The organism is Actinoplanes sp. CA-051413 (genome assembly GCF_050955795.1).
In the GTDB taxonomy this organism is placed as follows: Bacteria; Actinomycetota; Actinomycetes; order Mycobacteriales; family Micromonosporaceae; genus Actinoplanes.
Genome location: NZ_CP192100.1, coordinates 3,104,099 through 3,129,616, shown reverse-complemented (window position 1 = coordinate 3,129,616; position 25,518 = coordinate 3,104,099). Strand labels below are relative to the sequence as shown.

The 25,518-nt window shown below is 70.9% G+C and carries 20 protein-coding genes; 8 read left to right on the top strand and 12 right to left on the bottom strand.

The features are described from left to right. Positions 1-21 precede the first annotated feature (21 nt). From ACQP2Y_RS14865 to ACQP2Y_RS14850, 4 genes are read right to left on the bottom strand one after another with little or no spacing between them, the layout of a single operon-like run. Positions 22-609 (bottom strand): hypothetical protein, encoded by a 588-nt coding sequence (locus ACQP2Y_RS14865; RefSeq protein WP_433728407.1) that lies wholly within the window; start codon positions 607-609, stop codon positions 22-24. Positions 610-660: 51 nt separating this feature from the next. After that, a complete protein-coding gene (locus tag ACQP2Y_RS14860; RefSeq protein ID WP_433728405.1) occupies positions 661-1,659 on the bottom strand; it encodes a hypothetical protein in 999 nt (332 codons plus the stop codon). Further along, entirely contained in the window at positions 1,656-1,985 is a 330-nt protein-coding gene (locus ACQP2Y_RS14855; protein WP_433728403.1) for a PadR family transcriptional regulator, read from the bottom strand. The genes ACQP2Y_RS14860 and ACQP2Y_RS14855 overlap by 4 nt, the downstream gene beginning before the upstream one ends. Positions 1,986-2,042: 57 nt before the next feature. Further along, positions 2,043-2,948 carry a DUF5996 family protein gene (locus ACQP2Y_RS14850; RefSeq protein WP_433728400.1) on the bottom strand — a complete coding sequence of 302 codons (906 nt, stop codon included), beginning with the start codon at positions 2,946-2,948 and terminating at the stop codon, positions 2,043-2,045. A 92-nt stretch (positions 2,949-3,040) separates the two neighbouring features. On the opposite strand from ACQP2Y_RS14850, the gene ACQP2Y_RS14845 reads away from it, so the two are divergent. Then, positions 3,041-5,302 (top strand): putative bifunctional diguanylate cyclase/phosphodiesterase, encoded by a 2,262-nt coding sequence (locus ACQP2Y_RS14845; RefSeq protein WP_433731949.1) that lies wholly within the window; start codon positions 3,041-3,043, stop codon positions 5,300-5,302. On the opposite strand, the gene ACQP2Y_RS14840 is transcribed toward ACQP2Y_RS14845, so the two are convergent. Next, positions 5,251-6,264: a hypothetical protein gene (locus ACQP2Y_RS14840; protein ID WP_433728398.1), complete on the bottom strand. Its 1,014-nt coding sequence runs from the start codon at positions 6,262-6,264 to the stop codon at positions 5,251-5,253. The genes ACQP2Y_RS14845 and ACQP2Y_RS14840 overlap by 52 nt on opposite strands. A gap of 69 nt (positions 6,265-6,333) precedes the next feature. Further along, complete coding sequence (locus ACQP2Y_RS14835) at positions 6,334-11,763, bottom strand: RHS repeat-associated core domain-containing protein (protein ID WP_433728396.1); 5,430 nt, start codon at positions 11,761-11,763, stop codon at positions 6,334-6,336. Positions 11,764-12,049: 286 nt separating this feature from the next. Between ACQP2Y_RS14835 and ACQP2Y_RS14830 the strand changes: the two genes are divergently transcribed. Further along, on the top strand, positions 12,050-12,451 hold the full coding sequence (locus ACQP2Y_RS14830; protein WP_433728394.1) for a DUF6855 family protein: 402 nt from the start codon (positions 12,050-12,052) through the stop codon (positions 12,449-12,451). A 98-nt stretch (positions 12,452-12,549) separates the two neighbouring features. Here the strand turns inward: ACQP2Y_RS14830 and ACQP2Y_RS14825 are convergent, their stop codons facing one another. The 4 genes from ACQP2Y_RS14825 to ACQP2Y_RS14810 all read right to left on the bottom strand — a co-directional run bounded on the left by ACQP2Y_RS14825 (position 12,550) and on the right by ACQP2Y_RS14810 (position 18,160). Next, positions 12,550-15,024, bottom strand: a complete 2,475-nt coding sequence (locus tag ACQP2Y_RS14825) for an FtsX-like permease family protein (RefSeq protein WP_433728392.1) — start codon at positions 15,022-15,024, stop codon at positions 12,550-12,552. Continuing rightward, positions 15,024-15,746 carry an ABC transporter ATP-binding protein gene (locus tag ACQP2Y_RS14820; protein WP_433728390.1) on the bottom strand — a complete coding sequence of 241 codons (723 nt, stop codon included), beginning with the start codon at positions 15,744-15,746 and terminating at the stop codon, positions 15,024-15,026. Before ACQP2Y_RS14820 ends, ACQP2Y_RS14825 begins: the two co-directional genes overlap by 1 nt. Next, positions 15,743-16,324: a PadR family transcriptional regulator gene (locus ACQP2Y_RS14815; RefSeq protein WP_433728388.1), complete on the bottom strand. Its 582-nt coding sequence runs from the start codon at positions 16,322-16,324 to the stop codon at positions 15,743-15,745. Before ACQP2Y_RS14815 ends, ACQP2Y_RS14820 begins: the two co-directional genes overlap by 4 nt. Before the next feature lie 228 nt (positions 16,325-16,552). Then, on the bottom strand, positions 16,553-18,160 hold the full coding sequence (locus ACQP2Y_RS14810) for a cellulase family glycosylhydrolase (RefSeq protein WP_433728386.1): 1,608 nt from the start codon (positions 18,158-18,160) through the stop codon (positions 16,553-16,555). A 225-nt stretch (positions 18,161-18,385) separates the two neighbouring features. Here ACQP2Y_RS14810 and ACQP2Y_RS14805 point away from each other — a divergent pair, with 225 nt between their 5' ends. After that, the gene (locus ACQP2Y_RS14805) at positions 18,386-18,679 is read left to right on the top strand and encodes a putative quinol monooxygenase (RefSeq protein ID WP_433728384.1); all 294 of its coding nucleotides are present in this window, start codon (positions 18,386-18,388) and stop codon (positions 18,677-18,679) included. A 160-nt stretch (positions 18,680-18,839) separates the two neighbouring features. After that, positions 18,840-19,889 carry an NAD-dependent epimerase/dehydratase family protein gene (locus tag ACQP2Y_RS14800; RefSeq protein WP_433728382.1) on the top strand — a complete coding sequence of 350 codons (1,050 nt, stop codon included), beginning with the start codon at positions 18,840-18,842 and terminating at the stop codon, positions 19,887-19,889. An 88-nt stretch (positions 19,890-19,977) separates the two neighbouring features. On the opposite strand, the gene ACQP2Y_RS14795 is transcribed toward ACQP2Y_RS14800, so the two are convergent. Beyond that, positions 19,978-20,313, bottom strand: coding sequence for an STAS domain-containing protein (locus tag ACQP2Y_RS14795; RefSeq protein WP_433728380.1), 336 nt, complete (start codon positions 20,311-20,313; stop codon positions 19,978-19,980). Positions 20,314-20,505: 192 nt separating this feature from the next. On the opposite strand from ACQP2Y_RS14795, the gene ACQP2Y_RS14790 reads away from it, so the two are divergent. Next, the gene (locus tag ACQP2Y_RS14790) at positions 20,506-22,125 is read left to right on the top strand and encodes a methyl-accepting chemotaxis protein (RefSeq protein WP_433728378.1); all 1,620 of its coding nucleotides are present in this window, start codon (positions 20,506-20,508) and stop codon (positions 22,123-22,125) included. A gap of 4 nt (positions 22,126-22,129) precedes the next feature. Here ACQP2Y_RS14790 and ACQP2Y_RS14785 read toward each other — a convergent pair whose 3' ends face one another. Continuing rightward, complete coding sequence (locus ACQP2Y_RS14785) at positions 22,130-23,074, bottom strand: AraC family transcriptional regulator (RefSeq protein ID WP_433728376.1); 945 nt, start codon at positions 23,072-23,074, stop codon at positions 22,130-22,132. A gap of 123 nt (positions 23,075-23,197) precedes the next feature. Here ACQP2Y_RS14785 and ACQP2Y_RS14780 point away from each other — a divergent pair, with 123 nt between their 5' ends. From ACQP2Y_RS14780 to ACQP2Y_RS14770, 3 genes are read left to right on the top strand one after another with little or no spacing between them, the layout of a single operon-like run. Next, on the top strand, positions 23,198-23,593 hold the full coding sequence (locus ACQP2Y_RS14780; protein ID WP_433731947.1) for a GntR family transcriptional regulator: 396 nt from the start codon (positions 23,198-23,200) through the stop codon (positions 23,591-23,593). Continuing rightward, complete coding sequence (locus ACQP2Y_RS14775) at positions 23,590-24,501, top strand: ABC transporter ATP-binding protein (protein ID WP_433728374.1); 912 nt, start codon at positions 23,590-23,592, stop codon at positions 24,499-24,501. Before ACQP2Y_RS14780 ends, ACQP2Y_RS14775 begins: the two co-directional genes overlap by 4 nt. Before the next feature lie 8 nt (positions 24,502-24,509). Beyond that, positions 24,510-25,496, top strand: coding sequence for an ABC transporter permease subunit (locus tag ACQP2Y_RS14770; RefSeq protein ID WP_433728372.1), 987 nt, complete (start codon positions 24,510-24,512; stop codon positions 25,494-25,496). Positions 25,497-25,518: the final 22 nt, after the last annotated feature.

Here is a 25,518-nt window from a genome sequence, read left to right as displayed (position 1 = left end):
GACCGGCGCGGGCCATTGTTCTCAGCGGGCCGAACAGAAAGCCCGCAGGGCCGCCTCATCGGCCGGGGACATCCATTCGTACGTGCCCCGCAGCTGGTCGGCCCGCTGGTCGATCGTCGCGACCGTGGCCGCCATGTCGCCCCACGGCATGCTGATGTGCAGCAGACTCCGGACGATGCCGGGCGGCAGGTGAACGCTGTCGGCGGGCGTCGCGCGCAGCAGCAGGCCGCTGGTGGACACGTCCTCGACCTGGCCCGACACCGCCACCAGCCGCCGGCCCGGCTCGGAGTCGAGCTGGGCGGTGCCGGTGGCGGCGTACGCGCCGGGGCGCCGCGCGGCACCGCGGCGCTGGACCACGTCGGTGGGTGCTTCGCCGGAATGCGTGAGAATGCCGTCGCGCAGCTCCGCCTCGACCCAGGTGACGCCGGCGTTGCTGACCAGCTCGAGGACGCCGAAGCGGCGGACGCCCGGGCCGTCGGGGCTGAGCACCGCGATCGGTGGCAGCTCGGCGACGAAATCCGCGCTCACCTCGGCCAGCACGATCAACGCCAGCGGCTGCTCTCCTGGGCAGCGCAGCAGGAGCGTGCTGCCCGCCGGGACTGTGATCATTCCGGAACGGTCTCACGGCCGTCGCCCGTCCGGTTGCTCCGCTTTCGAGCATCACCCGGCCGTGGGCACCAGCTTTTCCCGTTCGACGCCCCGGCGGGCGAGCACGGCGGCCACCGCGACCACCGCGAAGCCCCAGATCCACAGCAGCTGCAGGCTCTGGACCGAGACGAGCGGCCACTCCGAAACGCGCAGCCCGAGCAGGGTTTCCGCGGTCGGCCCGAAGGAGAAGCCCTCCTCGTGCATCATCGCGCCGCTGATCGGCGTCGGCTCGACGGCGGTCAGGTAGCTCATCAGCGAGACGACGAAGCCGGCCGCGGACGGGATCGCGAGGGCCAGGCCGGTCACCGCGAGGATCGCGCTGGTCATCGGGCGCCGGGCGACCCGGATCCGATGGGTCAGGGCGACGCCGATCAGCCAGCCGGCCAGCATGCCCAGCAGGATGCCGGCGATGGTCAGCGGCAGGTAGGCGGCGGGCCGCAGCGGCCAACCGCTGACGCCGATGTAGACCGCGCCCTGGGCGGGATCGGACGCCGAGTGGACATCGAACCGTACGCCGTCCTTGGTCGCGGTGTAGCTGTAACCGGTGACCAGGCCGCCGAGATGCACCGGGGTGGCCTGCCAGCCCTCGGCGACCAGCTGCCGATGGCTGTCCTCGACCGCCCGTCGAACCGCCGCGCCGTCCTGGAGGGTCTCCCCCGCGAACACGTAGCGGCTCGTGCGATCGGCATGGATCTCACCCGCCGGCAGGATCCGCTGGGCGTCCGGCAGCGCCGGGTATCCGAAGGTGCCGGCCCACGATCCGACGGCCGCACCCAGGGCACCGCCGATCAGCAGGGCCAGCACGGCCAGCACCAGCGCGAAGGGGCGGCGCACGGGCGGGCGGAACCGCTCGCGCAGACCGTCGGCCACCAGCCGCAACTGCTCCCGGCGGCCGGGGCGGCCGCCCGGGGCCATCTCGACCATGGTCGCGACCAGCTCCGGGCCGTAGGTGCGGCGGAGCCGAGCCGGGTACGCGGACAGCAGGTGCCCGTAGCCGTCGACACTGCTCACGCGGCACCCCCGGCGATCCCGGGACGCAGGCGCAGCTGCTCGTCGGCGGCGGCCACCCGGCGGCGCAGGCGCTCGGCCTGCTCGGCCAGGGCGGCGGCACCGCCGTCGCTGAGCCGGTAGTAGCGACGCAGCCGGCCGTCGACCGGCTCCTCCCGGTCCACCGCGATCAGACCCTGCTGGTCGAGCCGGTCGAGCGCCCCGTAGAGGGTGCCCGGCCGCAACGTCACCTCGCCGGCGGACAGCGCCGACACCGCCTGGACGATCCCGTATCCGTGCAGCGGCTGGGCCGCGAGCGCGGTGAGGATGAGAAATGTTGGTTCCTGCATGCCGTCACGCTACAGCGGCCGTTATATATCGGCAACCGTAGTATCGAGGTTGGCCGGTCAAGGGCCGTCGAGCGCCCGGCGGTCCCAGCCGCCGAGGTCGGCGGCGGCCTCGTAGGAGGAACGCAGGAACTCGGTGAGCACCGCATCCGGGTCCTTCGCACCGGCCACGGCCTCGTACGGCAGCAGCAGCTCCCGCAGGTCGCGGTCGTAGTACGCGGCCTCCGGCCGGACCGGTCGCTCGGCGTAACCGGCGGGCTCGACGTAGGCGTACGAGTAGAAGGCGCCCTCCTCGCCGCCGCCGGGCCAGAAGCCGAAGCTGGCCAGCTCGTGCGAGTAGCCCTCCCGCATCACCGACGGCGGGCAGTTCGGCGCACCGCCCGGGTGCGGCGGGGCGATCCGGCCGGAGAAACGCGTGTACGCCAGGTCCATCGCGCCCCAGAAGAAGTGCACCGGGCTCGCCTTGCCGACGAACCCGGAGCGGAACCGTCCCAGGACCTCCTCGGCCCGCAGCAACTGCCGCCAGAACAGCTGCGCGGCCTCCCGGTCGTACGCGTCGTGCATCTCGTCCTCGGCGAACGGGATGGCCCGCTCGACCTCGTTGGGCACGGCGTGGATGGTCGTCGCCACGTCCAGCTCGGCCAGCGCGGCCATGGTCTGGCGGAAGAACACGGCGACGGATTTCGGCTCCAAGGCGACGGCCCGGTGTCGGCCGTCGGTGGTGCGCAGGTGCAGCTGGTGGTCGAGGAAGTCGAACTCGATCTCGAACCCGCCGTCCCGGTACGGCACCAGCGACGTGGTCAGCCCGCGAGCGCTCGGGTACAGCGTGACGTGCCACCAGTGGTTGACCGCGGGCGCGTGCGCCATCCGGATCTTCCCGACGATCTGCAGCCACATGTGCAGGGTGTCCCGGGTTTCGGTCCAGTCCCCCACCCGCAGCCGCGGCCACTGCTTGTCGTCTCCCATCGCACCAGACTGGCACACGCGGGTCGCCACCGGCTCGGGTCGTGCTCGCCCCGGCTCATGTCATCGACCCGGTGGCCGATGAATCACCCGTGATGGGTCGACAGCGGCAGATGATCGCGCTGGTCGCGTTGTGCCTGGCGACCGGCGTGCCCGTCATCGTGCTGTCCGGCGGACCCTTCGCCCCGTACACGCAGCTGGCCAGCAGCACGCTCGCCTGCCTGGCGGCCGCCCTCTGCGGCACGGCGGCGCGCCGCGCCACCGGCATGGTGCGCGGTGGCTGGGTGCTGCTCGCAGCCGGTTGCTTGTGCTGGGGTCTGGGCAACTTCTACTGGTCGTGGAGTGAGCTGGTCGTCCACGCCGAGGTGCTGTTCCCCTCGCCCGCCGACGCCGGCTACCTCCTGTTCCCGCTGTTCGGCACGGCCGGGCTGATGCTGGTTTCAGGCTGGGCGTCGGCCGGCTCGCGCCTCACCGTGCTGCTCGACGGCCTGATCGCCGGATGCGCGCTGTTCGTGGTGGGCTGGGTGGTCACCGTACGGTCGGTCTGGCAGGCCGGCGGCGACTCGGCGTTCGCGTTCGTGGTCTCGCTGGCCTATCCGGTCGGCGACATCGTGCTGGCCACCATGGCGGTGCTGGTGGCCGGCCGGATGCGGCGCGGTGGGCGTGGCGTCGGCTTGCTGCTGGTGCTGGGTCTGGTTGGGATGGCGACCTCGGACGTGATGTTCGCGCTGGACACCTCGGCCGGCACGTACGCCACCGGGCAGGCCTCGGACGCCGGCTTCTTCATCTGCTTCGCGGCCTTCGGAGCAGCCGGCTGGGCGGCGACCCGGCGGCCGATGGTGTTCGACGGCGACGGCGTGATGACCCGATGGCAGATCATGCTGCCGTACCTGCCGTTCGGGCTGGCCGGCTGCGTCAGCGCCGGGCAGGTCCTGACCGGCGGTCAGGTGGACGCGGCCGAGGCGCTGCCGCTGCTGGCCGGGCTCATCATGATCCTGCTGCGGCAGCTGTCCACGCTGCTGCACAACTCGAGACTCGCGAGACGGCTGCAGCATCAGGCGTACCACGACCCGCTCACCGGGCTGGGCAACCGCGGGCTGTTCACCGAGAAGCTGCAGAGCGCGCTGACCTCGGCCACACCGACCGCGGTCGTATATCTCGACCTCGACGACTTCAAGGTGATCAACGACTCGCTCGGCCACGACGCCGGCGACGCCGTGCTGCGCGCGGTCGCCGACCGTCTGCAGAGCTGCTTCGCGCAGCCGGACACCGTCGTCCGGCTCGGCGGTGACGAGTTCGCCGTGCTCACCTTCCGGGTCGACGGGCTGCCGGCGCAGGCGCAGCGCCTGCTGACCATGCTGGGCGAACCGCTCCAGGTGGGCGCTCGCACCGTTCGGGTCAGCGCCAGTGTCGGCATCGCGATCAGCGACGGCCGCCCCACGCGTCCCGAGGACCTGCGCAAGAACGTCGACCTGGCGATGTACGCGGCCAAGGCGCAGGGCAAGAACAGGTACGCCTTGTTCACACCGTCCATGCGACACGACTTCGACCGCGAGCTGATGTGGCGCGCCGAGCTGCACCAGGCGCTGACCGACGAGGCGTTGCACGTCGCCTATCAGCCGATCGTCGGGATCGGTGATCGCCGGGTCGTCGGAGTGGAGGCGCTGGCCCGCTGGGACCATCCCGTCCTGGGCTCGGTGGCACCGGACCTGTTCATCCCGGTGGCTGAGCGGGCCGCACTGATCGGCGAGCTCGGGATGTTCGTCCTGCGGCGGGCGTGCGCGGAGTTCGCGGCCTGGCCCGGTGCTGCTGAGGCGTACCTGTCGGTCAACGTCTCGCCGCTGCAGATGCTCAGCCCGCAGTTCTGCGGCCGGGTGGCGGCCACGCTGGCCGAGAGCGGGCTACGACCGCAGCAACTCGTCCTCGAGATCACCGAGAACGCGCTGGCCGACGAGTCCGAGGTGATCGGCACGCTGGTGCAGCTGCGAGCCACCGGCGTGCGGGTGGCGATCGACGACTTCGGGACCGGGTATGCGTCGCTGCGATACCTGCACCGCTTCCCCGCCGACATCGTCAAGATCGACCGCACGTACGTGCAGGACATCACCCGCGACCCGGCGGCCCTGCGGATCGTGGGCACACTGTGGCAACTGTTCCACGCGATCGGGCTGACCGCGGTGGCCGAGGGCGTCGAGGATCCGACCCAGGCGGAAATGCTGATCGAGCTGGGCTGCCCGCTCGGTCAAGGTTTCCTGTTCGGCCAACCGGGACCGCTGGACGGCCTGGCGCTCACGGCCCGTGAGCCTCAGTCCTCCGGGGCGGGCATCGGGCCGCCGCCGGCGGTCAGGCGCGGGTAAGGATCACCCGGCGGCACTTGACGGAAGGCCGTCCCGGGGTCGGGGATCATGCGCAGCGGGTATCCGGAGTAGACGGTGTAGCGGCGCGGGATCAGCACCGGCGTGAGCACCTCCTTGACCGCCGCCAGCCGGTCGTCGGCGAACGCCGTGATCGGCCCCGGGAAGCGCAGCACAGTCGCCGGTCCGGCCGGCAGCACGGCGAGACCCAGTGCCGCGGCCCGCGCGCTGAAGGCTTCCGGGCCACCGAGCCGGGCCAGGTGGCCGCCGGTCAGCAGATTCCACCAGTAGTAGCCGCGCACCCGCTGCCGGGTCAGCGTCGCCGAGGTCCGGTGGTCCATGGTGTACCAGGCGTCCCACGGCGACAGGTGCGGCCCGGTGCGGTCGTAGGTGACCCCGCCGGTGCACAGCTCCAGCGGCTGCTGCCACGCCAGCAGGAGCTCGGCCACCCGTTCGGCGGCGTCGTCGGTCTCGTCCGGCTCCCACAACTCCCCGACCGGCGTCAGCGACAGGCTCAGGGCCGCTGCCGGCTGGAACGGGTCGCGCCACGCCTCGAAATGCCAGCGCTTGTCGTCGTCGCGGGTGCCGAGGTTCACGGTGAAGACATCCGGCCGCCCGGACCGCAGGGCGGCCAGCAGCGCCTCCCGGGCCGCCGGGCTCCAGTCGCGCTGCTCCCCCGATCCGGCGGTGGACCACGCGACCTGCCGGATCGTCACCGGCAGCGCGCTGGTGTCGGCCACCGCCGCCGCCATCCCGGCGGTCACCTCGTCGATCCGGTCGGCGAAGGCCGCGAGGGTCAGCAGCGAGTCGAAGTAGGCCAGCACGGACGGGCGGGGCGCCGGCGAGCGGCGGGGCTCGCCGACGAAGCGGTGGACGCCGTCGAACTCGTGGCTGGGCATTTCGGCGCGCTGGTCGTACAGCGGATCGGCGGCCCGTTCCCGCGCCCGCATCTCGTCGGGGTCCATCCGGTCATCCTCTCGCAGAAGTGGGGCCCCGGGCGATCCCACGCCCGGGGCCCAGCACCGATCATCGGCTCAGCTGGTCGCCCAGCCGATCAGACCTCCGATCGCGGTCGCTGCGACGATCTCGGGCCAGAACACCACCACGACCACCACGGCCACAACCACCGCGGCCACGAGGATCACGTCCTCGACCACGCCGCTGCTGACCACGCCCGGATCGCTGACCGGCCCCTGGGTGGGTACCTTCGTCGGCTCCTGCTTGGGCTCCTCGTTCTGCCCGGTGTTCGGCGGCCGCTTCGGGTTCGAGGGCGGACCGGTCGGCACCTTCGGCGGCTTCGTGCGGTGGTAGTAGATGATCCCCGAGCTGTTGTCCGCCTGGCGGGCCCCCTTCGGGGCGTACTGGCTCCAGTCCGAACCCGCGAAGATGGTCAGGATGCTGCCGTCCTCGTAGGTCCGGGCGTCCGGCACGATGTCCGGCCCGGCCGCCGGGTTGGGATACCCGGCGTAGGCGAGCGCCCAGAGATACCGCTGCACCTGCGAAGCGTTGTTCACGCCCTTCTTGCCGTTGTCCGGACCGTACTCGTACTGCTGGTCGGTGCCCGGCTTGACCTCGTACAGATAGGTCGCGGCCGGGGTGGAGACCAGGACGTCCACGCACGAGTTCGGCTCGGTCGTGGCGAAGCAGTAGTAGTTGGACGGGCTGGCCTTGCGGCCCGGCGCCGGCACCGAGCCGGGGACACCATGCAGGGTACGGCGGTGCTCCGGGCACTCCCCGTACACGTTGAACGGCCCGTACTGGACATCGAGCTGGCGCAGGGACAGCTCGACCGCGTCGCCGTGATCGTTGTTCCCGCCCCTCCCGGAGCAGACCACCGCCCCGGACGGGTCGGTGTAGGTCGTCGGCTTGTTGCCCACGTAGGCGTAGCTGCTGGACGCCGGCGAGTTCAGCGGCGAGGCCGCCGGGTCCACGCCACCGAACCGGCCGGTCGCCGGGTCGTAGGCGCGGGCCAGGGTCGAGTACCGGTCACCGAGCGTCGAGTCCTGGTAGTAGCCGGTGAACCCGATCGGGTTGTCGACCGACGGGGAGCCGGTCGCCGTGCCGTTGGTGCGCGCATTGCCGAAGGGGTCGTAGTCGTAGGACGCCTTCGAGTCGCCGCTGGTGGAGACCACGTCCGCCACGCCGCCGAGGAAGTCCGGCACGAAGGAGTCGACCTTCCCGCCGTTCATCAGCCCGATCGGGGTGCCGGACGGGCCGGTCAGGAAGCCCCGGGCCGAGCCGCTGGTGGTCGTCTCGGTCCGTTCCATGCTCAGCCGGGGCAGCGTGGAGTTGTGGTCGTTCTGCCAGCTGCGGCTCTGCACCCCGTCGGCCAGGTTCGACACCGCGGAGAGCTGGACGCCCTGCGCGTCGTACGTGTAGCTGGTCCGCACCGCGCCCACGGTCGCGGAGGCGAGGGTGTGGTCCAGGTTGTAGGTGAACCTGTCCGCTCCGGCTTTGACCTGGTTGCCGGACGGGTCGTACTCGTACTCGGTGGTGGCGATGCGCTGCGGCGTGGTCAGCGTCGCCTTGGTCAGCTGGTCCGCCGCGTCGTACCGGTACTTCGTCGACACCGTCTCGTCACCCGCCACGACCTTCTGGCTGAGCCGGTTGCCGACCTGGTCGTACGCGTACTCGGTCTTCCCGGTGGCACACCCGTCCCCGACACAGGCGGCCGTCAACCGGTCGGTCACGTCGTAGCTGTACCCGACCCGCTGGCTGCGGTCGCCCCGGGTGGTGGTGACCGCCGTCGGATTGCCGTTGGCGTCCCGGTCGGCCTGGAACCGGGCGATCACCCCGTCGGCGTCGTGGCTGTTGAGGTCGGACAGCCGGCCCGCGCGGTCGTACGCCCGGTCGGTGACCGCGGTGCCGCCCGGATAGGTGGTCCGGGAGATCCGCCCGGAGATGTCGTAGGCGAAGGCGTACTCCGCCGCCGCCGTGCCCGCCGCGCCGCCCTGTGCGGTCAGCGAGACCATCCGGTCCGAGGTGTCGTACGCCGCGCCGACCTTGGTGCCGTCCGGCCAGGTCCGCGAGGTGACGTTGCCGTTCGCGTCGTAGCCGTAGCTGAAGTTCTGCCCGTCGCCACGGCCGATCGAGGTGAGCCGCCCCGCCGCGTCGTACCGCTGGGTCCGCAGCCCAGCCTGGTCGGCGAGGCTGGTGATCCGGTTCTTGGCGTCATAGCCCCAGGCGTAGATCAGCGAGCCGGCCCCGAGGTCCTGGCCGACGTGCCGGCCGAGGATGTCGTACGTGTTGACGATGCTGCGCGCGGCGGCGTCGTCGTGCTCGCCGGGTGTGACGACCTTCTGCAGGTTGTCCTCGGCGTCATAGGTGTACGCGGTCTGCCGGCCGAGCGCGTCGGTCACCGAGGCGAGCCGGCCCACCTTGTCGTAGTCGTACGAACGGACGTTGCCGTTCGGGTCGGTCCGCTTGACCACGTGCCCGGCCCCGTCGTAGGCGTACGCGGTCACCTGGCGGTCCGAGGTGTCCAGGCTGGGCCCGGCGAACACGCCCGAGTCGGCGGCGACGATCCGGGTCATCCGGTCGGCGTCGTCGTAGCGGTAGGTGGTGGTGTGCTTGAGCGCGTCGGTGGCCGCCGTGACCCGGTCGGACGCGTCGTAGGTGAACGCGGTCCGGCCGCCCAGCTGATCGGTGATCGCCGTCAGGTTCCGGGTGGCGTCGTAGGCGTAGGTGGACGTGTAGTCCTTCGGCTCGGCGCCCGCGACGTTGCCCCGCGGGTCGGTCACCGAGATCAGGTCACCGTTGTCGTTGTACGCCAACGTGGTCACCCCACCGTCCGGCGCGGTCTGCTTGACCGGGTTGCCGGCCGGGTCGAACTCGGTCGTGGTGCCGCCGCCGGCCGGGGTGGTGACCGCCTTCGGCCGGCCGTTGACGTCGTAGTCGAACGTCGTCTCCTGGCCGAGCGGATCCACTGTGGAGAGCACGTTGCCGTTGTCGTCGTAGTTCGTCGTGCTCTGCTGCCCGAACGGGTCGATGCTCGCCACCGCGCGGTTCAGCTCGTCGAACCTGGTGTCCTGGCTGACGAACCCGCCGCTCGGGTAGGGGTGGGTGACCCGGACCCGGTTGCTGTTGAAGTCGTAGGTGTAGGTGGTGGTGAAGTTCGCCGGGTTGGCGCCCTTGACGTTGCCGCGCGGCGACACCACGGTCGACAGGTTGCCCCGGTTGTCGTATCCGAAGGTGGTCTTCGCCCCCGACGGGTCGGTGATCGACGCCCGCCGGCCGGCCTTGGTGTACGCGGTGCTGGTCGTGTTCCCGTTCGCGTCGGTCTCGGTGGCGGTTCGGCCGGTGACGGTGAAATAGGTGAAGGAGTGCGTGTTCTTCACCGGGTCGATCGTCTTGGTGAGCTGCCCGACCTCGTCGTAGACGTACTCGAACGGCCGGTCCTTGGCCGGTTCCTGGTACTGGCGCAGCCGGTCCAGCTTGTCGTAGCCGTAACCGGTGCTGAACCCGCGCGGGTTGGTCGACCTGATCAGCCGGCCGGTCTTGTCGTAGGCCAGGACGTTCTTCTCACCGAGCGGCGTGACCTGCGAGATCAGATTGCCGGCGGCGTCGTACGCCATCTTGGTGACCTTGCCGCGCGGATCGATCAGCTCGGTCACCAGGCCGTGCTCGTCGGTCTTGAGCACCGTCTGGTCGCCGCCGGCGTCGGTGATGCTGACCAGCTCGTCGAAGGCCGAGTAGCCGAACCGGGCGGTGTGCCCGAGCGCGTCGGTGTGCGAGGTCAGGTTGTTGCGCGCGTCGTAGGTGTTGCTGACCGCGTAGGAGAACGGGTCGGGTGCGGCCATCGAGGTGAGGTTGCCGGAACCGTCGTACACGCTCGCGGTCTGGTTGCCCTGCGCGTCGACCAGCAGGTTCGGGTCGATCTGCTCGTCGTACCGGTGGTTGACGGTGTCCCCGTTGCCGTTCTGCGAGTAGACCAGCACGTTGCCGCGGTAGCCGTCGAAGTAGTGCACGCCGTCGGCGTCGACGGTGGTGGCCTCCTGCTCGGCTGCGTTCCAGTCGAACGTGGTGACCGCGCCGGCCGCGTCGACCTGCTTGACCACCCGGCCGGCCACGTAGGTGTTGGTGGCCTGAGCCCGGCCCCGCGGGTCGACGACCTTGGCGAGCAGGCCGCCGCTGTAGCCGAAGGTCCAGGTCGCGCCCTCGGCGTCGGTCGCCGAGACGAGCAGCCTGTTGCTGTAGGCGTACTTGGTGAACCGGCCGTCCGGCAGCGTGATCTTACGAACGAGACCGTCGGAGCCCACCTCGACGGTGACCTTGCGGCCGGTCGGGTCGGTGATCGTCCAGGCCGTCGCCGTGTAGGTCAGGGTCGGGCCGGCGCCGCGCGGGTCCCGGATCGCCGTGAGCCGCCCGCTCGCATCAAAGGTGTAGACCGTCTGGGCGGGCGTGGTCAGCGTCCAGCCGTCCGCGGCCGAACGCAGCTGCGAGCGCACGCCCGGCGGCCGTGTGTAGGCGCCGTCGGCCGCCGCCTGGTAGACGACCTGCGCGCCGTCCTCGGCGCGGACCGTCACGGCGGTTTCGCCGGCGGCCGGCGGGATCACCTTCAGGTCGTAGGTCCAGGACCAGCCGATGCCCATCGAGCCGGCGGTCGGGCTGGCCGAGGAGTACTTGCGGGTGGCCTGGAACGGCACGCCGTACCCCGCCATCTGCAGGTCGGTCCAGGCCAGGCTGAACGCGCCGGTGCCGGTGCTCACCCCGGCGCCGCGGAGCGCCTGCCCGATGGTGGTCGGTGCGAGCGCGTTGCCGCAGCCGCAGCCGGCCGCCTGCTGGGCGGGGACCGCCGGAGGATTCGCCGTCTTGCGGGCCTTGGCGTTGCCGGACGGCCCGGACAAGGCGACGGTCCCGTCGGCGAGCGTCACCGATACGGTCACGAAGTACGGGTGGTCGCCGGTCAGCACCCAGCCCTGGTCGGCCCCGAAGGTCTTGCAGTACTTGCGGGGCTTGGTGCAGGTCGACACGTCGGCCGCGGTGAGCGCCACGGATTCCTGGGCGGTTCCCGATTCCGGGTCGTAGACGGTGGCCTTCCAGGAGGTCCAGCTCGAGACCCCCGGCGCAGCGGCGTCGAAGTAGACCACCAGCGAGGTGTCCTCGAAGGCGAAACCGGGGCGCAGCAATACGTTGGTCGCCCCATCGTCCGAAGTGGGTGGCTCGTCACGCGCCTCCGCCAGCGCGCTCGGCGAGATCTTCCGCTGTGCGCCGGCCGCTTTCAGGCCGGGTGGCACGACAGGTGGCCGCGCGCCGGGCTTCAGCCCATGGTTGGCGACGGTGTCAGCGGGCAGTGGGCGGTCGACGGGTCCCGGGCCGGGTGGCGCAACAGGCGCCGGCCGGGCCGGTGCGGCCTGGGCGGGTGGCGGCCCGAATGCGGCCGAGGAGATCAGAAGAAGGAGGACGAGAGCCGCGAGCACCGGAAATCCGGGCCGGGTACGCCACGCACGAGCCAGCACGATCATGGAATGCCCCCATGCATTCAATACAACCGATGTTGTCGTGCGGCCAGGGTCCGCTTCGGGCGAGCGCGCGGCGACCCCGCTTCACATGGCGGCAATGCCTAAACCAGACAGTCCCCGCACCAGGGACGCGGCGCCGGCGGGCTGCGACCGGGACGCCAACTCTGAAAAGATGTGGCCGCTGCCTGTATCCAGGCAAGGGGACCGATGTCCGCCTCGAGAGAATCCGGCCCGGCGACGACGCGGCCTGTCTACAGTCGGAGGAACAACACGCCGAAAGGGGCCGGCCATGGCGGCGGGGACGAAGGACGATCCGTGGTTGTTGCAGACACCGCCCGGATCGTCGCAGTACACCATCTACCGCGACGAGACCACCGACCCGGCCACGCTCGTCTGTCAGGTCGGGTCGACGAAGCTGACCTACCAGGCCCGCGCCATCGATGACCTGCACGCCTGGCTACGCGAACAGGACGGCTGGGTGCCGCTCGGCGCCGCCGACGAGAACAAACCCGCCGCCGACGGCACCGTCGAAGCCTGGGGCCGCTCCCCGGACAATCCGGTCGACGGCTGGTACGGGCTCCGCAAGGGCTATCGAGGCCGGTTCGGCATGTACCTGCCGCCACTGCTCGAGCACCTCGGCCTGGCCGAGTTGACGCACGACGCCCGCAACAACCGCATGCGCGCCCGGTGACCTGGTCGCCAAGGGCTCCTTGAGCCGGGTGGATCTTTGATGCCAGCTTGCGGCGTCAGCCGACCGCCGCGCGGGACGAGGACCATGACAAAGCCCTGTCAGTCCAGGGGCTGGCGGGCGATCGTGCTCGCCTCCCGTCCGGTGAGCGCCCACCCGCCGATGGAGGCGACGACGGGCAGGCCGATCAGGATAGCCGCCAGGTTGACCAGCGGCGGGTGGGCCAGCCAGTGCAGCTCGTTGTGGTACCAGGCCAGCACCGCCAGATACGTGCAGGCGGTGCCGATGATCGCGCCGGTCAGCGCGAGCGAGCCCGCGGTCGCGGCAGTCAGGGCGCGGCGGGTGCGCCGGCGCGCTCCGGCCGCCGCGAGGGTTCGCAGATCGCGGGCCGTCTCGCTGCGGATGAGTCCGACCGTCATGGCGAGCACGCCGAGGGCGACGGCGATACCGGCGGCGGTGAACCAGGCGGCCAGACGGGTCTCGTCGGCGCCGGTCGGACGGGACTCGACGTAGAGGCCGGCGGCGGACGCGAGCTGCTGCGCGCGGTCGACCTGGGCCGCGGTGAGCTTGACCGGCGCGTCGATGAGGAAGCCCACCGGCACCTCGGTCAAGTGGAGCTTGTCCATGCCGTGCCGGGTGAGCAGGACGTTCGGCAGTGACTGGTAGCCGGGCAGCGTCACGTGCTGCAGGACCGGCTGCGGGCCGCGGATCCGGCCGCCGGGGATGATGTCATAGCCGTCGATGCTCGCCCGCGGCGTGAGCACGTCGGTGTCGGCGCCGACGCTCGCCCGATCGATGCCGTAGTGGGCGAGCAGTTCGGGGGTCGCGACGTAGACCGGAACCATGTCGACGTCGCGGTACGACACTTCGCCCCGCTCGCCCGGAGCGGCGTCGCGGATGCCCAGCACCGTCGGCGGGCGGCCGCCGCTCTCGCGCTCGATCGGCTGGTTCGGGTCGACGCCGCCGGCCAGCGACACGACCGTGGCGTGCAACTCGGCGACGATCGCGTCCGCCTGCCGGCGCATGCCGTCCAGCTGAGAGGTCGTGACGATCGGCACGGGTCCGGTCATCCGCTGCGGCGAGAGCCAGACGATCATCTGGTCGGCCGGAATGGCGCCGCCCGTGGGTGCCGCGGTCTTGGCCACGGTGACGGCCGTGCCTAGGGCGACCATGGCGGCGATGCCGACGGCCAGGGCGATCGCGGCCAGCGCGGCGCCGGAGCGGGCCCGGTAGCGGGCCAGGTCGCGCATGGCGAGGCGGGTCGCGAGGGGCGCGTGGCGGGCGGCGGCGCCGATGGTGGCCACGCCGACCGGGGCGAGCAGCAGCAGCGCGAGCGCCGTGATGAGCACGCCGCTGACGATGTACGGCGCCTTTGACTGCTGCGACAGGTACAGCCCGGTCAGTCCGACGGCGAGCAGCAGCACGCCGACTGCCGCGAACCGGTGGGCGGGGCGCGGCGGGGCCGGCCGGGCGGAGAGGGCGGCGACGACCGGGATACGGGCGGCGGCCCGGGCCGGCCACCAGGCAGCGACCACCGCGGTCACGGCGGCCAGCGCCACGGCGAGCAGTAGCGGCCCCCAGGGCAGGTCGAAACGGTCGATGCGGTGGCCGAGCAGCGGCTCGAAGACGGGGCTCAACACCACCCAGCCGACGACGCCGACGAACGCGCCGGCCAGCGCGCCGCCGCCGCCGACGACCAGTCCGTTGGCCAGCAGCACCAGCCGGATGTGCCGGTGGCCGGCGCCGATGGCGCCGAGCATGCCGAGCGCGCGCAGCCGTCGCTGGGCCATGACGTGGAACCCGGCCACGGACAGCAGGCCGACAAAAACCAGCCCGATCGTGGCGAGCACGAGCACGAGAGTGGTGGCCGGGTCCGTCTCCTCGTTGCGGCGCTGGGTCGACACGCCGTCGGGGCGGGGCTTGGCGATGAACTGCGCGTGCGGCACCTGCAGCAGGGCGTCAACGCGGTTGACCGCGGCGCCGAGCTGGCCGGGCGCGACGAGGGCGAACGGCTCGTTGAGGTTGAGCGGGTTCTCCACCACCCCGACGACGGTCCACGGCCGGCCGGCGGCGTTCCAGGTGCCACCTACGTGCAGGCCGGCCAGCTGCAGCACGCGGTCGGTGACCGCGATCTCGCCGGAGCCTTGCGGCCACCGGCCCCGGTCCAGGCGCAGCATCGAGCGGCCGTACGGCCCGTTGGGGTCCTGCGCGCGCAGGTCGACGCCGTTGGCGCTGCCGGGTACCGCGACCTTCTTGGCGTGCTCGATGACCTCGACCGTGCCGTAGTCGCTGCGCAGTTGGGCGAGTTCGGCGTCGTTCTGCGCGTCGGTGCCGTTGACGGTGACGATGTGGTCCGCGGTGCCGAACATCCAGGCGTCGTTCGGGGCGTTGCCGGCCATGGCGAGCCCGATGGTGGTGGCGGCGACGGCAAGCAGCAGCAGGGCGAGCACGATCGCCTGCTGGCGCCACTCGCGGCGGAACAGCCGCCAGGCCCAGCGCACCACGGCGCGGCGGGCCGGCATCCCACCGTTGCCGGTGCCCAGGGTGAGCGGCCGGTCCTGCGCGGCGACGCTCATCAGGCCGCTTCTTCGGCCAACAGCGAGTCCGGTCCGGGACGCGGTGCGGTGCGGTCGACGACGCGCCCGTCGCGGATGAACAGCACCCGGTCGGCCCAGGAGGCGAGCTGCGCGTCGTGCGTGACGACGACGGCGGCGACGCCGTGCTTGCAGGCGGTCAGGATCATGCGCATGACGGCCTCGCCGTTCTCGGAGTCCAGCGCGCCGGTCGGCTCGTCGGCCAGCAGCAGCCGACGGTCGCCGACGACGGCCCGGGCGATCGCCACCCGTTGCCGCTCGCCGCCGGAGAGCTGGTCCGGGAAGCGGGCCGCCCGCTCGGCGAGGCCCAGCTCATCGAGGGCGCGCAGCCCGGTGGCGCGGGCCTTGCCGGCGCTCATGCCGTCGAGCTCGAGGGGCAGGGCCACATTCTCGGCGGCGGTCAGGCCGGGCAGCAGGTTGAAGTCCTGGAACACATAGCCGATGGCCCGCCGGCGCAGCCGGGCCCGATCGTCGCGGGACATCGCCGTCAGCGGCAGGCCCGCAACAAGCACCTCACCGGAGGTCGGTGTCTCGAGGGCGCCGGCGATGGTGAGCAGCGTGCTCTTGCCCGAGCCGCTGGGCCCCATGACGGCGACCATTTTGCCGGCCTCGACGATCAGGTCGACCTCGTGCAGCGCGTGCACCTCGTCGGCGCCGTCCAGGTAGGTCTTGGACACCCCGCGCAGCTGCAGCACCCCGCTCATCGACGCACCCCCGCCCGGCGCCGGATCAGCGGTGCGGCGGCCCGCGGCGCGGCCGGCGGCTCGAGGGCGGCCCGCTTGAGCCGCCCGTCGGCGGTGTCCAGCCACTGCACGACGGAGTCGAGGCGGTACAGCTCCGCGTCGACCACCAGCGCCAGGCTGAGGTCGAGGTCGCCCTCCTCGTCCTTGAGCCGGGTCCACTGCTGCATGAGCTCCACGATGTAGCGGCGGTGCGCCTGAATGACCTCGTGCACGTCGACGCCGGGCAGCCGGACCGCGACGAGCACCTTGATGACCAACTCGTCGCGCGGCGGCGAAGCCAGGTCGGGTGGCGTGCGAAGCCAGCCGGCCAACTCCTCGGCGCCGTCGGCGGTGATCCGGAAGCTCTTCTGCGGGCCCGGGTCGGCGTCGTCGTCGGACTCGACGAGCAGGTCGCGCTCAAGCCGCTGCAGCGTGGTGTAGACCTGCCCGACGTTGAGGGGCCAGACTTCGCCGGTGCGCGCCTCGAACTCCTCGCGCAGCTGCAGCCCGTACTTGGGCCCCTCGCTGAGCAGCGCCAGCAGCGAGTGCCGGATGCTCATAGCGTCGACTCACTGGATATCATGCCGGGTATTATACTCGATATAATACGAGTGTCGAGTACGCGCAGCGCTGTCAGCCGTCGGCGTGGTCGGCTGGTGCGGTTCTACTCCCCCGCCCCTCGATCTCGATGCCAAGATCGGTCGTTGGTGGCGCGGCTCCAGCGGGCTCGCAGGCGAACGCACGACGGGCCGGGGCCGCAAGAGCGGCGCCGGCCCGTCGTGGTTGGGTCAGCTGCAGGTGGTGCCGTTGAGGGCGAAGCCGGTGGGGGCGGCGGCGTTGCCGGTGTGGTTCGCCTGGAAGCCGATGGAGGTCGACGCCCCCGGCGCCAGGGTGCCGTTGTAGCCGGCGTTGGTCGCGGTCACCCGGCCGGTGGCCGGAGCGAAGCTCGCGCTCCAGCCGGAGACGATGCTCTGTCCGGCGGCCAGGGTGAAGGCCAGGGTCCAGCCGTTGATGGCAGCCGTACCGGTGTTGGTGATGGCGATGCTGGTCGTCAGGCCGGTGTTCCACGCGTTCACCGTGCTGGTGACCCGGCAAGCGCCGGTGCCGCCCGGGCTGGTGGTCGGCGGGGTGGTGGGTGGCGTGGTGGGCGGTGTGGAGGTGGGCGGTGTGGTCGGCGGCGGGGTGGTGGGCTGGCTGCCGCCGACGGCGCTCATGATGGCGTTGATGATGCCCTGCTGGGTCACCGTGACGGCGCTGCGGTCGAACAGTCCGAAGCCGTGCTGGCCGTTCCAACCGTTGTCCCAGTAGGCGGTGGCTGCGCCGTACTTCTTGGCGGTGGCCACCACGGCGCGGGCGTAGTCCGCGCGGTAGCGGTTGTTGGTGGAGTCGTAGGTCGTCTTGTCGATCGAGCCGTACTCACCGACGAACACCGGGTATCCGCGCGTGACGAACTTGTCGTACGTCTTCTTCAGCTGCCCGTCCAGGAAGTCCTCCTGTCCCCAGGTCGACTTCTTCGCGGGGTTCGTCGCGCCGGCGCCCCACTGCGTGATGGTGCCGTCTTCCTGCCCCGCGAAGTCCCACGGGTCGTAGTAGTGCACCGAGATCATGATGCGCTGCTCGTTGGCCGGGATGGACGACGACCGGTTCTGGTCGGTGGGGAGCACGAAGCCGCTGCCCACGGTGTGGTCGATGTTGGTGTTCCAGCCGGGCACCAGCAGCCACCGGGAGGCGTTGGTCCCACCGGTACGGCGCACGGTGTCCACGAAGATCTGGTTGTACGCGTTGATGTTCGAGTAGCACGGCTGGGTCGGGTTGCCGTACTGCCCGTCGAAGTTCTCGTTCATGGACTCGAAGATCAGGTGGTCGTTGTAGCTCTGGAACCTGGTCGCGACCTGCTGCCAGACCTTCTGGTACTTGTCCTTGACCGTGGTCTGGTCGGCCGCATCGCAGATCAGCCAGGACCCGGTGACGGACTTGTACCCGTCGCCGTGCATGTTGATCAGCACGTACAGGCCCCGCTTGTGTGCGTAGTCGACGACCTCCTGGATGCGGTTCAGCCAGGCGGCGTTGACCGTGTAGTTCGGTCCGGCCCCGATGTTTCCGAGGTAGGAGACCGGGATCCGGATCGTCTTGAATCCCGACGCCCGCACCCGGTCGATGAGGGCTTGCGTCACGACCGGGTTTCCCCACGCCGTCTCGCTGGGGATGCCGTTGTTGTTGGCCTCGAGCGCATTGCCCAGATTCCAGCCGGCACCCATGTCGGCGACCAGCTGTGAACCGTTCAGCTGGGCCACGACGTCGGCCGAGGCCGGCCTCGTCACGCCGTACACCGTGCCGGCGAAGGCCAGCGTGGCGGCAAGGAGTGCGAGCCCGGCCTTCCTTGCTTTCGAACTCATGGACGTCCCTCTCGTGCGGTCTCGGGGCCTTTAACGTGCGACTTCTTTGTTGATGTACCAGCCAAAGTACCGCAGACATCGACGGTCGTCCATCCGGTTCACAACAACCGCGGGGACGGGCGTCACAATTGATGTCGCGGCGTGACATCACCGTGTAGAGTTCGGGACATCCAGTCGACGCCCGCCCTCACCTCCGGGCGCCGAAGCCTCCCAGGATTTGGAGCGATGACCATGATTCTCGAAATCGCCGAGTTGACCGCGAAGCCGGGCAGCGAGAAGGACTTCGCGGAAGCACACGCCACGACCATTGCGGCGATCGGGCCGGCCGAGGGAATGCTCTCGGCACGCCTCACCCAGGGGGTCGAGACCCCGACGAACTTCGTCCTTCTCGTGGAATGGACCGACCTCGCGGCGCACGAGCGTTACCGGGGCACCGAGGAGTTCGCCAAGTGGCGCGCGGCGATCGGCCGGTACGTCGCCGGGCCCGCCGCCGTCCAGCACACGCGCGTCGTCGCCTGACCGAGCGGATCGGCCACCCCGGGAAACGCGGATCCCCACCGGCGCCGTCGTCCGGCGTCGGTGGGGTCGAGGCGAGGAACGGCTCGAACACCCACACAGGACTACCGTTTCTCCGTGTCGACGTCGACTGGCATCGTTGCCGATGCCGAGGGGAGAAACCATGGTGCATCAGGACTCCGCAGATCTGCGCGTGTTGTACCTCGGCGGAACCGGAACGATCAGCACGTCCTGCGTTCGCCTGGCGGTCGAGACCGGCATGCGCGTCACGGTGGTCAACCGCGGCCGTAACAGCCAGGAGCGAGGACTGCCCGAGGGAGTCGAGACGCTGATCGCCGACGTCACCGACGACGACGCGCTGCTCGCGGCGATCGGCGACCGCACCTTCGACGCCGTCGTCAACTTCCTGTCCTACGACGCCGACGACGCACGCCGGATGGTGACGTTGTTCGGCCGCCGGACCCGTCAGTACGTACACATCAGCTCCGGCTCGATCTACGCCAAGCCGGTGCGGCAGCTACCGATCTCCGAGTCGACACCGACCGCCCCGAACCCGGCCCTCGAGTACGCCACCGCCAAATGGCGCACCGAGCAGGCGCTCCAGGACGCGCACGTCACACAGGGCTTTCCGCTCACCGTGGTCCGGCCGTCGCACACCTACGACGACGCCAGCCCGCCGTTGCCCGGCGGCTGGACCGTCGTCGACCGGATCGCCCGCGGCGAGGAGATTCCGGTGCACGGCGACGGCACCTCGCTGTGGACCCTCACGCACGCCGACGACTTCGCGCAGGGGCTGGTCGGCCTGCTCGGCAACCCGCGGGCGATCGGCGAGACGTTCAACATCACGAGCGCCGACGTCTACACCTGGGATCAGATCTACACGATCATCGCCGAGGCGCTGGGCGTGGCACCCCGGCTGGTCCACGTCGCCTCGGAGATGTACCCCCTGGTCGCCCCCGGGTGGTTCTGGTCGGGTGAGATGGTCGGCGACATCGGACACAGCGCGATCTTCGACACCACAAAGATCCGTACCTTCGTACCGGGCTTCTCCCCCGGGCTGACCTTCCACCGCGCGGCGTCACGGATGATCCAGTGGCGACGGGAGCATCCCGCCACCACCGAACCCGACGCCGACACCGAGGCCGTGCTCGCCCGGATCGTCGGCGCGTACCACGCCGCCCGGGACGTCTTCGTCGCCCGGGGAGCCTCTTGACCGCCCGGCCACGGGGCGTCGCACCAGCCGCTGCCCGGCCCGCACCGCGCGCAGGAGCAGCCGGTCCAGGTCATCGGGCACCACAGCCCTAGATGCGGAGATCGGCTGCAGCGTCGGCTTCGCCTGCGGGAGTGAGCAGCAGCGGCGGTTCCAGTACGCGCAGGAGCCGGCGCACCGCAACGGCCGTCCGCACCACCACCAAGTCGCCGCGGCACCGTTCGGCGGTCTGCAGCAGCACGACGAGCCCGGCGCAGGAGAAGTGGGTCACTCCGGCCAGGTCGACCTCCAGCCGGTCCTGCCCCTGGTCCAGCGCCTGCAGCAGGGCGACTTCCAGCAGCGGGGCGGTGGCGGCGTCGATATCGCCGTGCACCGCGACCCGCACCACTCGCGGTCTGTCGCGCGTGGCCACTGTGGTGATCTCCACTGCCGTACCCCGTCCGCTTGGTCCGCCGCGTCAATCTAGGCCGCGCCGGATCGGCCGGCTGGCCGGAAACCGCTGCTGAAGTCCCTTTCCGGCAGCTATTCGCCGGCGTTACTCCCGGTCAGGACGGGCACATCGCGAGTTGCTGGTGTCATGGGAACCCCGAGAGCCCGTTCCCAGCCGGAGGCGATTTCCTTGAGCACGACGACAGCGACACCCGGAGCGGGGTGGCAATCCTTCGCGAACCTCGGCGTACGGGTGAAGATCCTGCTCGCCATCCTGATCGCGATGCTCGTGGCGATGATGGTCGGGCTGCTGGGGTTGCGGTCGCTCAGCGCCGCCGCCGGTGCGGCCGACTCGATCTACCGCAGCAACGTGGCGAGCGTGACCGCCATCAGTGATGTGCGGGGCGCGACCCGGCAGGCCAGGATCGACCTCGCCAACCACATCATCTCGCAGGACGACGCGACCCGGGCAAAGTACCGGACGGCGTTCGAGGCGGACCTCGAAGCGATGACCGCGGCGCTCGCGGCATATCGCGACAGCAATCCAGCCGGCGATCCCGCCGTGATCGCCGAACTGGAGGCGTCCTGGGCGTCGTACGTCGAGGTGGCACAGGGCAAGCAGATCCCCGCCGGGGAGCGTCACGACGTCGCCGCCTGGCAGCAGACCCGCGACACCGAGATCGGACCACTGATCGCTGACCTCGCCCGGACGACCAGCGAACTGGGCGCCGCGGAGTCGGCCGACGCGGCCCGGGCGGCCGCAGCAGCCCGGGCCGGCTACCACTCCAGCCGCACGCAGTCGATCGTGCTCCTGGTGGTGGGGCTCATGCTCGCGCTGGGGCTCGGGCTGTGGGTGGCGCAGCGGATCGTGCAATCGCTCAACCGGGTCCGCGAGGTCTGCGACGGCCTGGCAGCCGGGGATCTGACCGGCACCACCGGGCTGCACACCACCGACGAGCCCGGCCGGATGGGTCAGGCGCTCGATGCCGCGCTGGTTCGGCTGCGCCGGACCGTCACCACCATCGACGGTTCCGCCACCTCGCTCGCCGGCGCGTCAGAGGAGATGAACACCGTCGCGGCGCACGTCCTCGCCTCCGCCCAGGAGACCTCCGCGAAGGCGGAGACCGTCTCGGCCGCGGCGGAGCAGATCGCGCGCAGCGTCGATACGGTGTCCTCGGGCAGCGAGGAGATGGGCGCCTCCATCCGCGAGATCTCCCACAACGCCACGGAAGCAGCCGGCGTCGCGGCCGAGGCGGTCGCGGCAGCCGCGGCGACGTCAGCCACCATGGGCAAGCTCGGCGAGTCCTCCGCGGAGATCGGCAACGTCATCAAGGTCATCACCTCGATCGCGGAACAGACCAACCTGCTCGCCCTCAACGCCACCATCGAGGCCGCCCGGGCCGGCGAGCTGGGCAAAGGCTTCGCTGTCGTCGCCTCCGAGGTCAAAGACCTCGCCCAGGAAACCTCCCGGGCCACCGAGGACATCTCCCGCCGCGTCGAAGCCATCCAGGCCGACACCAGCGGCGCGGTCGCCTCCATCGAGGAGATCACCCGGGTCATCGCCCGGATCAGCGATTTCCAGACCACGATCGCCTCCGCGGTCGAGGAACAGACCGCCACAACCGCCGAGATGAACCGCAGCGTCACCGAGGCCGCCACCGGCACCGGTGACATCGCCTCGACCATCACCAGTGTCGCCGAGTCGGCCCGGCTGACCAGCGAGGGGGTCGCCCAATCGCAGCAGGCCTCCGATGAGATGGGACGGATGTCCACGGAGCTGCGCACACTGGTCGGCCAGTTCCGTTACTGACGGGTCAGCTGCGCAGGGTCTGGGACGGGGATACGCCGTACCGGCGGCGGTACACGGCGGCGAACCGGCCCAGGTGCACAAAGCCGCACCGGTAGGCGATCTCGGTGACCGTGGTCTGCTCGGGTCCGGCCTCTCCCAGTTGCTGGTGCGCGAGGGACAGCCGGACCTCACGCAGATAAGCCATGGGCGACGTGCCCAGGTAACGCTGGAAGCCGTCCTGCAAGGAGCGCGAGCTGACCCCGGCGATCTGCGCGAGGTCGGCGACCGTGAACGACTGAGCGGCGTCGGCGCGCACAGCCTCCACCGCACGCCGTACGGCCCGAGGGGCAGCCAGGCCGGAGCGGTGGTTGTCCAGCGCGTCGCGGTAGTTGTGCGGCGCCGCGAGCAGGAGCCCGCTGACCAGGCTCTCCATCAACTGCCGGCCCAGGACCGGGTGCCGGAGGAGGCCCTGCTCCTCGGCGGCGTCGGCGGCGAGCAGACGGGCCAGCCGCAGCCAGGTCGCCCCGGGCCCACGGGAGATGTCCAGCTCCGGGGCCAGCCGCACGGGTGGGCCGACCGGCTCGTCGAGCATCCGGGCCAGTTCGCTCTCCAGGGCTCCGCGGTCGATCTTCACTGCCAGCAGGCGGCAGTCGCCCTGCCAACGCTCCAGCGTGGTGTCGCCCGCGGGCTGGAACACCGCGGCGCTGCCCGGGGTGGCCACCATCGCATCGCCCTGCCCTTGGCGCCACGCCAGCTCGCCGGCGAGCGGCGCGTCGACGTGGTAGGCCCCGAGCTCACCGAACTTGATCCGTACATCGGCTCCGAACCGCAGATCCCCGAGGGTGATCACCCCGGCGGAGGTGATGTCGAAGGCAGCGGTCCAGGAATTCGGCGACAGGACCTCGAGAGAGTTCGAGTAGAAATGCTTGCCCAACATGGTGCGGGCCTCGTCCACGTCTGAGGTGGTCATTTTGATGGCTGGCACCCTCCCAACACTACCGCCCGCCACCACGCCGCGACGGCGTGTCCGAGGCCGTCGCCCGTGTGTACTATCTTACTAGTACACATAGACAGACGACGGAGGTGGATGCGAGTGTTCGCGTTCCGGTTGGACGCCCGTTCCGGGGTGCCGACCTATCTGCAACTCGTCGAGCAGGTTCGGCGCGGGCTTCTGCTCGGCTATCTGCTCGACGGTGACCGGCTTCCGACCGTGCGGGAGGTGGCCGCGGCGCTGGTGGTCAACCCCAACACCGTCGCCAAGGCGTACCGGGAGCTCGAACGGGCCGGGCTGGCCACGCCGAGGGCGGGCCAGGGCACCTTCGTCGTCGGCAGCATCGACCAGGTGCCGGCCGCCACCTACGCCCGGCTGTCGCGTGGTCTGCGTGGCTGGCTGCACACGGCCCACGACGCCGGCCTGGACCATGAGCAGGTCCGCGCCCTGGTGGCCGCGACCCTGGACGACGATCAGGCCCAGGCGGGCGTGGCGTGAGCGACGAGCCCGCGCTGCGCACCGAGAGCTTGGGCCGACGGTACGGCCGCCGCACCTGGGCCCTGCGCAACTGCACTCTGGAGCTGCCCCGGGGCCGGATCATCGGGCTCGTCGGGGCCAACGGCGCCGGCAAGACCACCCTGCTGCACCTGGCGATCGGACTGCTGAAGCCGACCGAGGGCACGGTGTCGATGTTCGGCCGGCCGATCCGGATGGACCAGCCGACCGGGCTGGCCCAGGTGGGGTTCGTCGCTCAGGACCACCCGCTGTACCGCGGCTTCACCGTCGCGGACATGATCCGTTTCGGACGCTCGCTGAACCCGCGTTTCGACCAGCCCGGCGCCGAACGTCGCCTGCGAGATCTCGACATCCCGCTCGGCCGCAAAGCCGGCGCGCTTTCCGGCGGGCAACAGGCTCAGGTGGCGCTGACCCTCGCTCTCGCCAAACAGCCCCGCGTTCTCGTCCTGGACGAGCCGGTGGCGAGCCTCGATCCCCTTGCTCGGCGCGGCGTCATGAGAACGCTCGTCGACGCGGTCACCGAGGCCGACCTGACCGTCCTGCTCTCCTCCCACATGGTCGGCGAACTCGAACGGGTCTGCGATCACCTGGTCCTGCTGCACGAGGGACGGGTGCGCCTGGCCGGCGACATCGACGACCTGCTCGCCGAGCACCGGTTGCTCACCGGCCCGCGCACCGGCGCCGAGGACTCCAGCGTCGAGGGAGTCATCGCCGCCACCCACGGCCAGCGACACAGCAACCTGCTGATACGCCAGCCCGCCGGTATGCCGGCCCACCCACGGTGGGAAACCCACCCGATCAGCCTGGAAGACCTCGTCCTGGCCTATCTGGCCGGTCCCGGAGCCGCAGCGTCGGGCTCCGGCGCCCTGTCGAACCCGAACGAAAGGTAGGGAGGGCCATGTTGTGGCTGACCTGGCGCCAGCACCGCGCCGAACTTCTCGTCGCGACCGCGCTGCTGACCCTCGCCGCCCTGCCGCTGATCATCACCGGCATGGCGATGCACGACGAGTACCGCACCGGAGGCATCGCCGCCTGCGTCGCCGACCCCGCCGCCCGGGCCGGCTGCGCGCCGCTGGTCGACCAGTTCGTCAGCCGGTACGACCAATGGGGCAACCGGCTGCTCTGGGGCGCCTTCCTGCCCGTTCTGGCCGGTGTCTTCGTCGGCGCGCCACTGCTCGCCCGCGAGTTCGAGCACGGCACCTGGAAGCTGGCGTTCAGCCAGAGCGTGTCCCGCACCCGCTGGCTCATGACGAAGCTGGCCCTTGTCGGCACCACGGTGGCTGTCTTCGCCGTCGCGTTCGCCGTGCTGTTCACCTGGTGGCGCACACCACTGGCCGAGATCGGCGGACGCATGCGAGCCACCGCCTTCATCATCGCGGTGCCGAGCCTCACCACCGCCGCCCTGTTCGCGTTCGCTGTGGGCATCTTCGCCGGGGCCGTGCTGCGGCGCACCATCGTCGCCATGGCGGCCACGCTCACCACGTTCCTCGCCGTCCGGCTCCCGCTGGAGGAGTACGCCCGGCCCCACTACCGGGAGCCCCTCGTGCGGATCACCGATCCACAGCTCGAGATCGGCTCGGACCGGCTGCCGGGCACCGACTGGATCATTCACAACGGGTGGGTCGACCGGACCGGGCACCTGCTGTCCGACAGTGAGGAGGCGGCGGTCATCCGCCAGGTCTACGGCGGCAGCGACACGCTCTACGGCTCCGGCGCACGGGTCGAGAGCTTCATGATCGACCACGGCCTCCGGCACTACACCGAATACCATCCCGACAGCAGTTTCTGGGCCTTCCAAGCCATCGAGTCGGCGTCCTTCCTCGCCCTCGCCGCCGCATTCCTCGCCGCTGCCATCTGGATGGTTCGCCGCCGCACGACCGCATGAGGGGCGGAGCCATCCCTGGGAA

Coding starts and splice junctions, on each gene's coding strand:
- ACQP2Y_RS14865 (WP_433728407.1), bottom strand. CDS start 609: ATGATCACAGTCCCGGCGGGCAGCACGCTCCTGCTGCGCTGCCCAGGA.
- ACQP2Y_RS14855 (WP_433728403.1), bottom strand. CDS start 1,985: ATGCAGGAACCAACATTTCTCATCCTCACCGCGCTCGCGGCCCAGCCG.
- ACQP2Y_RS14850 (WP_433728400.1), bottom strand. CDS start 2,948: ATGGGAGACGACAAGCAGTGGCCGCGGCTGCGGGTGGGGGACTGGACC.
- ACQP2Y_RS14845 (WP_433731949.1), top strand. CDS start 3,041: ATGGGTCGACAGCGGCAGATGATCGCGCTGGTCGCGTTGTGCCTGGCG.
- ACQP2Y_RS14840 (WP_433728398.1), bottom strand. CDS start 6,264: ATGGACCCCGACGAGATGCGGGCGCGGGAACGGGCCGCCGATCCGCTG.
- ACQP2Y_RS14835 (WP_433728396.1), bottom strand. CDS start 11,763: ATGATCGTGCTGGCTCGTGCGTGGCGTACCCGGCCCGGATTTCCGGTG.
- ACQP2Y_RS14830 (WP_433728394.1), top strand. CDS start 12,050: ATGGCGGCGGGGACGAAGGACGATCCGTGGTTGTTGCAGACACCGCCC.
- ACQP2Y_RS14825 (WP_433728392.1), bottom strand. CDS start 15,024: ATGAGCGTCGCCGCGCAGGACCGGCCGCTCACCCTGGGCACCGGCAAC.
- ACQP2Y_RS14820 (WP_433728390.1), bottom strand. CDS start 15,746: ATGAGCGGGGTGCTGCAGCTGCGCGGGGTGTCCAAGACCTACCTGGAC.
- ACQP2Y_RS14815 (WP_433728388.1), bottom strand. CDS start 16,324: ATGAGCATCCGGCACTCGCTGCTGGCGCTGCTCAGCGAGGGGCCCAAG.
- ACQP2Y_RS14810 (WP_433728386.1), bottom strand. CDS start 18,160: ATGAGTTCGAAAGCAAGGAAGGCCGGGCTCGCACTCCTTGCCGCCACG.
- ACQP2Y_RS14805 (WP_433728384.1), top strand. CDS start 18,386: ATGACCATGATTCTCGAAATCGCCGAGTTGACCGCGAAGCCGGGCAGC.
- ACQP2Y_RS14800 (WP_433728382.1), top strand. CDS start 18,840: ATGGTGCATCAGGACTCCGCAGATCTGCGCGTGTTGTACCTCGGCGGA.
- ACQP2Y_RS14785 (WP_433728376.1), bottom strand. CDS start 23,074: ATGACCACCTCAGACGTGGACGAGGCCCGCACCATGTTGGGCAAGCAT.
- ACQP2Y_RS14770 (WP_433728372.1), top strand. CDS start 24,510: ATGTTGTGGCTGACCTGGCGCCAGCACCGCGCCGAACTTCTCGTCGCG.